The following is a 12,638-nucleotide window of genomic DNA, read 5'->3' as shown; positions in this document are numbered from 1 at the left end:
AGGCGCACCGGCTCATCCGGCACCGCGAGTTGTGGTGGCTTTTTTTCGGATGTGTGGCGTATGAGGGTGGTTTCTGCGAGATTGGGCGGATGGTTCCGGAGGGGCTGACCGAGGCGGAGCGGCGGCTCTGGGCGTGCTATCCGGACGGGGCGACGGTCGATCTGACCCGGCAGGACGGCGACCGCGAGATCCGCGCGCGGGTGATCTCCGCGCTGCTGCTCGGGGCCTGCGAAGCCGAGCCAGGCCGCTCGCCCGGGGTGCGGCTGCGCGGCGCCCGGATCACCGGACGGCTCGAACTGCGCGCCGCGACGGCCGGCTGCCCCCTCGTCCTCAGCGAGTGCGTGCTCGACGAGGCGCCGCAGTTCATGGAGTCCACGACCCGGACCGTCCGGTTCGTCCGCTGCCGGATGCCCGGTCTCGGCCTGGCCAGGCTGCACCTCGACGGCCTGCTGTCGCTGCGCGGCTCGATCATCGACGGCGAGGTCAGGCTCGACCACGCGCGGATCGAGGGCGAGATCCACATGTCGGGCGCGGTGCTCGGCGGCGGCCCGGAGAAGACCGCCCTGTACGGCGAGGGCCTGCGGGTGAGCGGGATGGCCAACTTCGACCGGGGGTTCGCCGCCAAGGGCAGCGTCCGGCTGACCCACGCGCGGTTCGGCGGCCGGCTGAACTTCACCGACGCCTCGGTGGAGGCGGCCGGCCAGTGGGCCGCGCTGCTGGTCGACAACTCCCAGATCGAGGGGCCGTTCACGCTCTCGGGCGCGGAGATGCGCAACCCGGGCGGGGTGGCGGTCAGCGCGGGCGGGATCACCGCGCACGGATCGGTCTGGATGAACAACGGCTTCCGGGCCGAGGGCGAGGTCCGCTTCATCGGCGCGACCCTGCGCGGCCACCTCACCCTCAACAACGCGAGGCTGGACCGGGCCTCGCTGAACCTCGAAGGCGCGGTGATGTCGGGGCTGGAAGGCCGCGGCCTCGTCGTCGACGGCGGCCAGGTCCGGCTGGTCAACGCCCAGCTCATCAGCGACGTGGTGCTGCCCGGCGCGCGCGTCACCGCGGCGGCCGACGGGGTCGCGTTCGCCGCCGACGGGATGACCGCGGCGACCGTCAAGCTCGACGGGCTGCACGCGACGGGCCGGGTGTCCCTGCGCAACGCGCGGATCGGCGAGGCCGGCCTCGACCAGGCCGTGCTCGTCGCGGGGCAGGACGGGTACGCGCTGCGCGTCGACCGGGCGCACGCGGGCGCGCTGTCGGCCGAAGGGCTCACCGCGGAAGGCAGGGTGACGCTGCGCGGCGCGACCTTCGCCGGGGACGTCCGCTTCGGCGACGCCAGGCTCACCGCGGGCGAGGACGACCTCGCGTTCGTCGCCGACGGCATGGACGCCGCCCACCTCGCCCTGGGCGGCGCGCACGCCGTGGGCCTGGTCTCCCTGGACGACGCGCGCGTCACCGGCGAACTCGACCTGCGCCTCGCGGTCCTCGCGGGAGGTGCCGAGGGCACCGCGCTCAGCGCCGCGGGCCTGCACGCGGGCGGCGTGCGGGCGGCGCGTCTGCGCGCGGAGGGCCTGCTCGTCTTCGACGACGCCCAGGTCATCCGGGAGGTCGACTTCTCCTCCGGGTCCCTGGCCGCCGACGAGACCGGCCTGTCCCTTTCCGCCGACGGCCTCGCCGCGGGCGGCCTCACCCTGGAGTCCGCCAAGGCCGCGGGCCGGATCTCGCTGCGCGCCGCGGAGATCTCCGGGGACGTCAACCTCGTCTCCGCCGAGGTCGGCCGCGACCTCGAAGGCCGCGCGCTCTCCGCCGACGGCCTCCAGGCCGTGCACGTCCTCGGCTGGGACGCCGGGATCGCGGGCCGGATCTCGCTGCGCGGCGCCCAGGTCGTCGGCGACCTCGACCTGCGCCAGGCGCGGATCGCGGCCGGGCTGCGCGGGGTCTCCCTGGTCGCCGGGGGGATGAGCGCGGCCCGGATCAACCTCGACGACGTGCGCGCCGAAGGGCGCGTCTCCATGCGCGGCACCCAGATAGCGCGCGACATCTCCGCGAGGAACGCCCGCGCGACGGCCGACGAGAAGGGCTACGCCTTCACCGTCGAGGGGTCCACCGCCGTCAACATCTACCTTTCCGGGCTCGAGGCCGACGGGGTGGTCTCGGTCCGCGGCACGACCGTGACCAGCGTCATCGACCTCGCCGAGGCGGTGCTGCGGAATCCGGGCGGCATCGCGCTCGGCGCGGACTGGCTGACGACCGGGGGCATCTGGGCGCCCGGCCTGACCGCCGAGGGCCGGATCATGCTGCGCGGCTCCCAGGTGAGCGGCGAGGTCCGGATGGAGGGCTCCAGGCTGGAGGGCGACGGCGCCAAGGCGATCGTCGGCGACGGGCTCAGCGCGGGCTCGCTGCGGATGAACCGGGCCAGGATCACCGGGGAGGTGGCGCTGCGCGGCGCCCGGATCGTCGACATGGTCGACGGCAGGGACGCGGTGTTCGCCCATCCGGGGAACGTGGCGCTGCGGCTCTCGCTCGCCGACGTGACCGGCGACGTGTTCCTCGGCCGCTCCCGCATCGACGGAGTGCTGCGCGTCGCCGAGGCGAAGATCGGCCGCATCCTCCAGCTCACCGACGCGGACCTGGAGAACCCCGGCGGGTACGCGGTCGAAGCGCGCGGCCTCCAGGCGGGCCGCCTGACGCTGCGGCCGGACAAGCTCGTCGGCGCGGTCGACCTCGAGCACGCCAGGCTCGGCGTCCTGTGCGACGACGCCACGTCGTGGCCGGAGGTCATCGGCCTGAACGGCCTCACCTACGAGGCGCTGGAGCCGCGGATGCCCGCCGAGAAGCGGCTGGAGTGGCTGCGCCGCGACGAGGACGGCTTCCAGCCGCAGCCGTACGAGCAGCTCGCCGCGCACTACACCCAGACCGGGCAGGAACGGGAGGCGCAGGCGGTCCTCCTGGCCCGGGAGCGGCGCCAGAGCGACGGCGCGGACTGGACGGGCCGGGTGTGGGGCAGGCTCCAGGACGCCACGGTCGGGTTCGGCTACCAGCCGCTGCGCGCCGCCACCTGGCTGGCCCTCCTCGTCGCGCTGGGATCCATCGTCTTCGCCGTCTCACCGCCGCAGCCCATCAAGGCCGACGAGCACCCGCACTTCAACGCGATCATCTACACCCTCGACCTCCTCCTGCCCATCGTCGACCTGGGACAGGAGCGCGCCTTCAACCCGGCGGGCGCCGACCAGTGGTTCTCCTTCCTCCTGGTCGCCGCGGGCTGGATCCTCGCCTCCACCATCGCCGCGGCCGCCGCCCGCACCATCGGCCGCCGCTGACCCGCGCCCCGCGAAGACGCCGGCGCCCCGCGAGCCGAAGGGGGCTCGCGGGGCGCGGGGAAGGTGGATCAGCGGCGGGAGAAGGCGAAGCCCAGCCCTAGGAGGGCGACGAGGAGCGGGCCGGGGAAACCCGCCATGTACTGGAGCGGGGAGACGCCGGTGAGGAGGGTCAGGCCGCCGAGGACGACACCGGTCCAGCCGAGCCAGGCCGGGACGGCGCGGTGCCGGAGGGACGCGACGGCGACGGTCACGCCGGTGAGTCCGGAGCCGACCCACAGCCAAGGGATCGTGCCGACCCAGTGGGAGCCGACGGTCAGGAACTCGTCGGACAGGGTGCCGTCCTCGCCGAAGCCGAAGATCAGCTCGGTGTCGAGGCCGGTGCCGAGGAGCGTCGCCGCCGCCGTCAGGAGCAGGCCCGCCGCGGCGACCGCGGGGAGCAGGCTCTCGGCGGGCAGGGCGCGGCGCAGGCGCCGGTGCAGGCCCGCGGCGAACACCGGTAGGAGCACGGTCGCGGCCATCATCGCCGTGTGCATCACCAGGAGCGCGGTGGTGTGCTCACCGAGGCCCGCGGCGACCTGCGCGGGGTCGTGGACGGTGGCCGGGTCGTACGCCGCGCTGATGGCCATGCTGGCCTGGATGCCGGTGACGCCCGCGACGCCCGCCGCCGCGCCCGCCCAGGCCCAGAGCGATCCCCCCGCCGCGCGTCCGGACTGCTGTGCTTGTCGGGCCCCTGCCGTGTTCGTCATGACTTCCGCCTGTGTCCGAGGTGCACCGCCGCTCGGCGGTAGGTCCCAAGGTCCCCGGCGGTCGGTCCCGCGGGACAGAGGCAGGTGTCGCCACGTGCGGAGCGTGCCCGGACGGACCGGCGTCCCGGCCATGTCCCGGCCGCGCCCGGGACGGATCGCGGGACACCGCGCGAAATCCCGGAAGAAACCGCGTCATGGTCGACGAGTTCGGGCGTCTGTCAGGAGAATCCCGAGGAAGGAGCCTCAATGTACGCCCGATCGCGTACCTGGAATCTCGACGACGTGCCCGCCCCCGTGCGGCACGCGCGCAGCGCGGCGGTGAGCACGCTGGCCGAGTGGGGCCTGGCGGCGCTCGCCGACACGGCGGCGCTCCTCGTCTCCGAACTGGTGACGAACGCCGTCCGGCACGGCAAGCCGCCCGTGCGGCTCACCCTGTCGGTGCGGGACGGGATGCTGAACGTCGGCGTCCGCGACGCACTGCGCGAACCGCCGGCGCCCAGGCCCGGCGACGAGACCGGCGGCTTCGGCCTCACCGTGCTCAGCGCGCTCGCCGAGCTCACCACGACCCCGCTGCCGACCGGCAAGGTCGTGGAGGCGAGGCTGCGGCTCGCGCACTGAACCGCATGGGGGGTTGGTCCCGCTTCGCCCGTGCGACGATGAACCCATGGACCACTCCCCCGGCGCCCTCGTCGCGGAGCGCTACCGGCTCACCCGGATCCTCGGCCGCGGCGGCATGGGCGTCGTCTGGCAGGCGGCCGACGAACGGCTGCGGCGCGACGTCGCCCTGAAGCAGCTCGTCCTGCCGCCGGGGCTGAGCGACCAGACCCGCGACCAGCTCGTGGCGCGGGTCGAGCGCGAGGCCCTGGCGGCGGCGATGCTCAAGCACCCCGGCATCGTCACCGTGCACGACCGGGTGACCGACGGCGAGGGCATCCCCTGGATCGTCATGGAGCTGGTCCGGGGGCGCTCGCTCGCCGACGCCGTCAAGGCCGACGGACCGCTCCGCCCGCGTGAGGCGGCCCGGATCGGCAGGGCGGTCCTCGCGGCGCTGGAGACCGCGCACGCCCACGGGGTGGTGCACCGCGACATCAAGCCCGCGAACATCCTCCTCGAGGACGAGCGGGTCGTCCTCACCGACTTCGGGATCGCCGCCGTCGAGGGCGAAGGGCATCTCACCCAGACGGGGTCGGTCCTCGGCACGCCGAGCTTCATGGCTCCGGAGCAGGTCGCCGCCCAGCCCGTCGGGCCCGCCGCCGACCTCTGGTCGCTCGGCGCGACCCTCTACTACGCCGTCGAGGGACGCTCCCCGTTCGCCGCGCCCTCTCCGAGCGCCGTCTTCGTGGCCATCCTCCAGCAGGAGCTTTCACCGTCGGCCAACGCCGGACCCCTCGCACCCGTGCTGCACGCCCTCCTCCGCAAGGACCCCGCCGCCCGTCCCACCGCCGCCGAGACGACGGCCATGCTCGACCGCGCGAGCCAGGTCCCGCCCGCGGCGTCCCTCCCGTCCGCGGAACCCTCCGTGCCCGCCTTCGCCGGGCCCGCGACCGGACCTATCACGCCCCTCCCCACCGTGCCGGTGCCCGAGGTGCCCGGCACCGCATACGGGGCGCCCGGTCCTGACGTCGAGCCCGCGACCACGCGGGTGCCGCCGCCCCCGCCCGGCTCGGACGGCGGCGAAAAGCGGCCCGGCAAGGGCAAGGCGATCGCCGTGGCGGTGGCCGTGCTCGCGGTCGCGCTCGGCGCGTTCGTGTTCCGGCCGCAGGGATCGCCCGGCACGGGCGAGCGCGAGACCGCCGGAACCGGGTCCACCGGGTCCTCGTCCGCCGCGCCCTCGCCCGGTGCGACGCTTCCCGCGGTGCCCCCGGCGTTCGTCGGGACCTGGGAGGAGGAGACCGACGTGTTCTCCCTCCGGGTCGACATCGAGGAGGGATCGGTGGGCGCGCACATCGCCGAGATCCAGCTGGAGCGCGGCGAGAACCGGTGCAAGACGCTCGGCAGCCTCACCTGGGCGAGCTCCGAGAAGATCGTCATCAGGATGGACGACGTCTGCGAGGACGACTCCCGGATGACCCTCACCCTCCTCGGCGACGGGCAGGCCCGGTACGTCTCCGGGACCACCGACGTCACCCTCGGGCACCAGGACTGAACCGCCACGGGACACCGGCCGGGCCGCGCCCTCAGCCCTCGAGGCGGCGCAGGAGGTCCGGGAGGGGGCCGGTGTGCGCGATCGCCAGGCGGCGGGTGGCCCGGGTCACCGCCACGTAGAGGTCGTGCCCGCCTGAGGCCGACTCGGTGAGGATGCCGACGGGGTCGGCGATGACGACGGCGTCGAACTCCAGGCCCTTGGACTCGCCGGCGGTGAGGATGACGACGGGCTCGTCCAGCGACTCGGGGGTGATCCCCGTGGGCACGCCGGAAAGGGCCGCGGTGACGGCGGGGTGCCAGGCCGCGGACGTGATGACGGCCACCCGTCCGTCGCCGATGCGCGCGCGCTCGGCCGCGATGAGGGCGGGCAGTTCGGCGGGCGAGTCAAGGGGGACCGCGATGGGCGGGTCGCCTTCCTCACGCACCGAGGCGGGCGCCTCCGCCTCCGGGTCCACCTCCGCGAGGACGTCTTCGGCCAGCCGCATGATGCCCGCGGGGGTGCGGTAGTTGACCAGGAGCCTCAGCTCCCGCCAGCGCTCGCGCACGAAGGGCGCCAGCATCTCCCCCCAGGACCGCGCGCCCGCCGGGCTGCCCGTCTGGGCGAGGTCCCCGACGATCGTCACGGACCGGGTGGGCACCCGCCGCATGACGGCCCGCCAGGCCATCGCCGACAGCTCCTGCGCCTCGTCCACGATGATGTGGCCATAGGCCCAGTCCCGGTCCGCGAGCCGCTCCGCCGCGGTGACGGGGCCGCGCTCCTCGCGCTGCCGCTCGGCGAGGTCGGCCGCGGTGATCCCCTCGATGCCGGTCACCTGGAGGACGCCGAGCGCGTAGCGGACCTCCTCCTCGCGCAGGGCCTCCCCCTGCCGCTCCCGCGCCCGCCCCTCCCGGTCGTCGACGCCGAGCAGCTCGGCCGCCTCGTCCAGCAGGGGCACGTCCCCGACGGTCCAGGCCGCGCCGGGCGCCCGGTGCAGTGCGCCGAAGCCGGCGACCTCCAGGAACTCCCGGTCGGCGTACAGGTCGGCGAGGAACTCCTGCGGGGTCAGCTCGGGCCACAGGCCGTCGATGAGCGCGCGCACGGCGGGATCCTGCCAGAGCTGCTCCTTGGCGTACTCCGCGTCGTGCTCGTCCCGCAGCAGGGAGGACGGGTCCTCCAGGATCTCCCGAAGCTCGGCGCTGAGGCCGCCCTCTTCGAGCAGCTTCAGCAAAGGCTCGTCGGTGGCCTTCTCCAGCCGCTCCAGCTGGTCCTCGGCGAGGGCCGCGAGCACGTCGTGCACGTAGATCCGGCGCTGGAGGTTGTGCGGCGCGCGCAGGGCGCGCGCGTGCTCGTGCGCGCGCCGGGCGGCGCCGGCGCTGAGCGTGACGGGCATCCCGTCGGCCTCGATCGTCAGGTCCTCGTCCGGCACCGGCCTGCGGCGGGCGAGCGCGGCGGTCAGGAGATCGGCCATCTCCGGGCTCCCCTTCACCACCGCGGTCTCCGGAGGGTCGACCGCGGTCGCGTGGACGCCGGGGAACAGCTCGCCGAGGGTGGCGAGGCCCACGTCGGTCTCGCCGAGGCCGGGCAGGACCCGCTCGATGTAGCGCAGGAACGTGGGGTTCGGGCCGATGATGAGGACGCCGCGGCGGCTGAGCGCGTCGCGGTGCGTGTAGAGCAGGTAGGCGGCCCGGTGCAGGGCCGCGACGGTCTTGCCGGTGCCCGGCCCGCCCTGGACCACCAGGACGCCTTGGAAGGCCGCGCGGACCACCTCGTCCTGCTCGGCCTGGATGGTGGCGACCACGTCGCTCATCCGCCCCGTGCGGCCCTTGCGCAGGGTCGCCAGCAGCGCCGCCTCGCCGACGAGCCCGGCCCGGTCGGCGGGGCGCATCCCGGCGAGGTCGAACACCTCGTCGTCGAGGTCGACGACCCGGCGGCCCCGGGTGTGGATGTGCCGGCGGCGGGTGAGCGGTCCGGGGTCGAAGGACGTGGCGGTGTAGAACGGCCGGGCCGCGGGCGCCCGCCAGTCGATGAGGACGGGTTCGCCCTCCTCGTCGCGCAGGCCCATCCGCCCGACGTACAGGGTGTCTCCGTCGCGGCCGTCGATCCTGCCGAAGCACAGGCCGTGCTCGACGGCGGCGAACTGGGCGAGCCTGCGGTACCGCTCGTTCTCGGCGGTGTCCCGGTCGACCCGCTGCTGGAATCCGCCGCCGCCCCCCGCCTGGGCGCGCGCGGAGCCCTCGGTCCGCTCGCGCGCCGCGTCCAGCAGCCCGTAGAGCCAGCTGACCTTCCGCTGCTCCTGCCCGATCGCGTCCTCGCCCAAGACCGCTCTGCCCCCTTCGCCCGAACGCCGAAGAAGCCCCGATCCCATGACTGGGATCGGGGCTCTTGCGTACGTACCTCCGAGCGGATTCGAACCGCCGCTACCGCCTTGAGAGGGCGGCGTCCTGGGCCACTAGACGACGGAGGCAAGCCTCATATGCAATTGTTGCGCACTTCACAGGAAGTGGTACCTCCGAGCGGATTCGAACCGCCGCTACCGCCTTGAGAGGGCGGCGTCCTAGGCCACTAGACGACGGAGGCAAGGGGAGTCGATCCCCGATGGGCTCAGGGAACTCGACCGGATCACCGGGTCTCACGAACCCCGGCGCTCCAGCGAGGTAAACAATACCGGCTTCCCAGCCCAACGCAAAACGCGTTTCCCCAGAGGCCCTCCCGGCCCCCGACGAGCGGTGATCAGCGCCTGCGGCGGAAGCGCATCCCGGTGCCGCCCGCGGCGGCGCCCTGCGCGTCGGGGGCGAGGCGGTCCAGCAGCGCCGCGCGCCGGGCGGGCGGCAGGTCGAGGCGGTCGACAAGCGGGCGGCCGAAGTGCTCGGCGAGCAGGGCGCGGGCGTCGCCCTCGCAGCGGTCGAGCGCCGCGGCCAGCAGGGCGGGTGGCGGCAGCGGCCCCTCCGGCACGGCGACCGCGGCGAACTCCGCGGGGCCGAGCCCGCCCGGGTGCGCGGCCCGCAGCACCCGGTCGAAGAGCTGGAACTGCCGGGCGCCGTCGGCCGGGAAGCGCCGCATGACCGCGTCGCCGAGGTACCGGTGGGCGGCGAACGCGGCCACCGCCGCGGCCTCGGCCTCCGGATCGGCGCCCGGCCGCGGCTCGCGCCTCCGCTCCTCGACGAGATCGAGGATCTCCAGGAACAGCTCGGCGTCCGTGTCCCGCCGCGTCGCGAAGTCCAGCAGGTCGGCGAGCGGAAGCCACGCCAGGAGCGACCGGCGCTCTTCGGGGCGCAGCAGCGCGTCGAACGCGGCCTCGCCGTCCGGCGCCTTCCCGCGCATGACGCGGACCAGCGGACCGTGCAGCGTCCCGGCCATGCGCCGGGCCTCCTCGACGGCGTCCGCGGTCATCCTGGTCCCGACCGACAGGGCGAGCAGGACCTCGTAGAGCTCGTCCAGGGTCCGGTCCGGCAGGGTCCGCCCGATGCCGGCGCCCAGCAGCCCGTAGGAGCCGATGATCTCGCGCCGCTCGGCCCGGTGGTCGACCGGCTGCGGGAGGCCGGAAAGCGCCTTGAGGTCGGCGAGGCACGCCGCGAGGTCCCCGGGCGCGCGGGTGCGCAGCGCGGCCGCCAGCCGGTCCAGGCCGGGCCGCACCGGCGACGTGCCGGCGGCCCGCCGCGCGCCCGAGTCCTCGGGCGGGCGGACCGCGCCGTCCAGGGCGTGCAGCACCGCCTCGGGACGCTTGAACGACATCGGGCCGGTGATCGCCGCGAGCGTCCGCACGAGCACGTCCCTGCGGCTGTGCGCGGCGAGCAGGTCGAGATAAGCCTGCGGCGTCTCTGGGCTCTCCGGCACGTCCGGGTGCCGCCCCCACACCACGGCGTGGCCGACGCTCCGGGCCGTCCGTGCGAACGACAGCCGGATGCCGTGGTCGACGGTCGCGCTCACCCAGGTCGAGACCGACAGCCGGGCCCGCAGGCCGAACGGGAGCATCGCGGCGACGTCGTCGAGGAAGCCGATCCGCGCGGCGAGGTCGAGGCCGCCGGGATCCAGCACGGCCACCGGCTCGCCGGTCAGCAGCAGCGCCGCCGTGGTCAGCGCCTGGTCGTCGGGCCGCCGTTCCGTCGAGCGCGGGTCCGGTTTCGGGAAGGACACCGCCAGCGCGCCCTCAGCGGGCAGCTCCACCCCGGCGAGCGCCCCGTAAAGGGCCGTGTAGCCGATCCGGCCCAGAGCGAGCCCCGCGTAGGGCACGCAGAACACACGCCTGCGCACCCCTCGGCGGCCGTAACGGTCGGGCACCGGCGCCGGCTCGTGGACGATCAAGCAGACCCTGGCCCGCACGTCCTGCCCGAGCCAGGCGATGGTCACCTGCGGCAGATCTTCGGGCGTGCCCACCGCGTAGCGGTCGAGGACCCGCTCGAAGTCGCCGCGGCGCAGCTCCCCCGGGCCGTGGCGCAGCCCCTCCCCCGGGTCCGCGCACGCCCATTCGACGTCGAGCTCGATCCCGTCGTGCATCCGGCCTCTCCATCAGATCGGGAACTACGCGAGCAGAAGGACTATGGCGACCACGACGGCGACGAGCCCGAGGGCGATCAACGTCGACCGCGCGATCGGGCCGGCCAGCACCGCGCGCAGCCGGCCGGGCCAGGTCGATCGCAGATCGCCGCCGGACGCGTGCGCCACCAGGCCCGCCTGGAACCCGGCCGCCTCCGCGGGCGAGTACAGGGGCGCGGGCACGTCCTGGAGCAGCGCGTGAATCCGGTCCTTCTCCAACCGGTTCATGCCCGACTGCTCGATCACGACCGCGAGGAACTTGTGGATGAGCGCGGCGCCGGCCCCTTCGCCGTACGTCTCGGCCGCGGCGCCGATGAGGGCGACCGTCGGCAGCACCTTGACCTCGCCCGAGGTCAGCGCCTCCTGGAGTTCGCGCGGTCCGAAGCCCTCATGGCCGTAGACCTTCGCCAGGAGCTTCTTGAGCCGCTCGGCCTGAGCGCCGTCGACACCCGGGAGGTGCCGCCGCAGCACGTCGCACAGGAAGGCGTGGCGGAGCAGGGCCGTGGCCAGTTCTTCGCTCGGATCCCTGCGGTCGATCTCGCGGAAGACCGCCTCGCGCAGCTCATGGGACGTCCTGACGTCCGCGGCCACCGTCACCAGCTCGTCCGGGCTCGCGGCCTGCAGAAGCTGACCGAGGACGTCGGCGCCCTGCCACCAGGCGAGGGTGAACTTGAGCCACACGTCCCCCGTCGTGAGCTGGCGCAGCGCCTGGATGTGCTCCTTCGAGAACGACGCCCTGCCCACGAAGTCCACGATCTGCTTGTAGGACTCCTCCGTCAGCCTCTGCCCGAACGCCGTGGCGAAGAGCGACTGGTAGAGCGCGACCTTCGCCGAGGGCTGTACCCGCACCGCCGCGGAGAAGAGGCGGTAGGTCATGATGTTCTCGCGCAGCCGCTTCTTGACGTGCTCGGGATGGTTCGCCGCACTGGCGATCTTCAACTGCTTGAGGCACGAGTCCACCTTGTCGGTCTCGCCGGACTCCAAGGCCGCGCCGAGCGCGCGCACGACCTCCGGAGGGTCATCGGGCATCCGGCCTCCGGCGTCCCCGAAGTGGACGTCGGAAGGCCGGTCGTCCAAGGCCTTCAGCAGCAGGTGCGGATCCTCGAAGGAGACGGGCGCGACCGTCCCGGCGAGCCGTCCCACGAGGTGGTCGCGGCGCAGGCTTTCGCGCAGCCTGGTCTGGTAGTTCACGGCCATCTGCCACGTGGCCCTCGGAGGCTCCTCGCGTGGCCGGACGAGTTCCTCGCTGTCCCAGAAGAGATTGAAGGAGTCCTCGCGCGGCTCGTCGGTGAACGAGAACCGGATCTTGTGATCGGCCGTGGAGCTCGTCCAGGTGGAGGCCGAGAGCTTCGTGCGCACCCCGTAGGGCAGGAGCGCGGCCGCCGCGTCGAGGAACCGCAGCCTGTCGTGCACGGTGACCCGCTCTCCGGCGACGACGCAGATGGGCTTGCCGGTGATGAGCAGGGCGGCGGCCTTCTCGGCCTTCGACGTCAGGTCCACCTCGATGTGGTCGGGGCGCAGCAGTGGCACGGTCACCGTCACGGGCATGCCCTCATCGGGCAGCGAGACGTTCCAGAACTGCTGGAACAGGTCGAGGTAGGTGACCTGATTGTGCCGGAGGATCTCGTAGGGGACGCAGAAGAAGCGGGTCTCGCTGACCCGGCGGCCGACCCGGTCGGGCCGGCTCGACGCCTCCTGGATGCCGATCCCCACCCAGTGCGTCCGCTTCTGCCCGGCCCACCCGATCGTCACCTGGGGCAGCCGCTCCGGGGTGCCCGGGGAGAAGCGCTGGAGCAGCTGGTGGAAGTTCTCCCTGGTGAAGTGCGCGGCGCTGTGCGCCAGCACCTCGTAGCCCCGGTCGTCCGCCCTCTTGCCCCACTGGGCCCATTCGGCGCTGATCTCCACCAGGTCGCCGCTCAT

The 12,638-nt window shown here is 74.1% G+C and carries 7 protein-coding genes and 2 tRNA genes; 3 read left to right on the top strand and 6 right to left on the bottom strand.

Features of this window, described 5'->3' with window-relative positions; translation table 11 throughout:
* Positions 1-89 precede the first annotated feature (89 nt).
* A complete protein-coding gene (locus EDD29_RS04160) occupies positions 90-3,314 on the top strand; it encodes a translocation/assembly module TamB domain-containing protein (protein ID WP_123662446.1) in 3,225 nt (1,074 codons plus the stop codon).
* A gap of 68 nt (positions 3,315-3,382) precedes the next feature.
* Here the strand turns inward: EDD29_RS04160 and EDD29_RS04155 are convergent, their stop codons facing one another.
* Positions 3,383-4,060 carry a hypothetical protein gene (locus EDD29_RS04155; protein ID WP_123662444.1) on the bottom strand — a complete coding sequence of 226 codons (678 nt, stop codon included), beginning with the start codon at positions 4,058-4,060 and terminating at the stop codon, positions 3,383-3,385.
* A 246-nt stretch (positions 4,061-4,306) separates the two neighbouring features.
* Between EDD29_RS04155 and EDD29_RS04150 the strand changes: the two genes are divergently transcribed.
* Positions 4,307-4,678 carry an ATP-binding protein gene (locus EDD29_RS04150; protein ID WP_123662442.1) on the top strand — a complete coding sequence of 124 codons (372 nt, stop codon included), beginning with the start codon at positions 4,307-4,309 and terminating at the stop codon, positions 4,676-4,678.
* Between the two features lie 46 nt (positions 4,679-4,724).
* A complete protein-coding gene (locus tag EDD29_RS46185) occupies positions 4,725-6,206 on the top strand; it encodes a serine/threonine-protein kinase (RefSeq protein ID WP_211359551.1) in 1,482 nt (493 codons plus the stop codon).
* Positions 6,207-6,237: 31 nt separating this feature from the next.
* Here EDD29_RS46185 and EDD29_RS04140 read toward each other — a convergent pair whose 3' ends face one another.
* The 5 genes from EDD29_RS04140 to EDD29_RS04120 form a co-directional block, all read right to left on the bottom strand.
* Positions 6,238-8,502, bottom strand: coding sequence for a HelD family protein (locus EDD29_RS04140; protein WP_246052498.1), 2,265 nt, complete (start codon positions 8,500-8,502; stop codon positions 6,238-6,240).
* Between the two features lie 74 nt (positions 8,503-8,576).
* Positions 8,577-8,649 (bottom strand) — tRNA-Glu (locus EDD29_RS04135).
* A gap of 37 nt (positions 8,650-8,686) precedes the next feature.
* Positions 8,687-8,762: transfer RNA gene (locus EDD29_RS04130), tRNA-Glu, on the bottom strand.
* A 153-nt stretch (positions 8,763-8,915) separates the two neighbouring features.
* Positions 8,916-10,679: a hypothetical protein gene (locus tag EDD29_RS04125; protein ID WP_123662437.1), complete on the bottom strand. Its 1,764-nt coding sequence runs from the start codon at positions 10,677-10,679 to the stop codon at positions 8,916-8,918.
* A gap of 24 nt (positions 10,680-10,703) precedes the next feature.
* Positions 10,704-12,638, bottom strand: coding sequence for a hypothetical protein (locus tag EDD29_RS04120; protein WP_123662435.1), 1,935 nt, complete (start codon positions 12,636-12,638; stop codon positions 10,704-10,706).

The organism is Actinocorallia herbida (assembly GCF_003751225.1).
Taxonomy (GTDB): Bacteria; Actinomycetota; Actinomycetes; order Streptosporangiales; family Streptosporangiaceae; genus Actinocorallia; species Actinocorallia herbida.
This window is presented reverse-complemented; position numbering and strand designations above follow the sequence as displayed.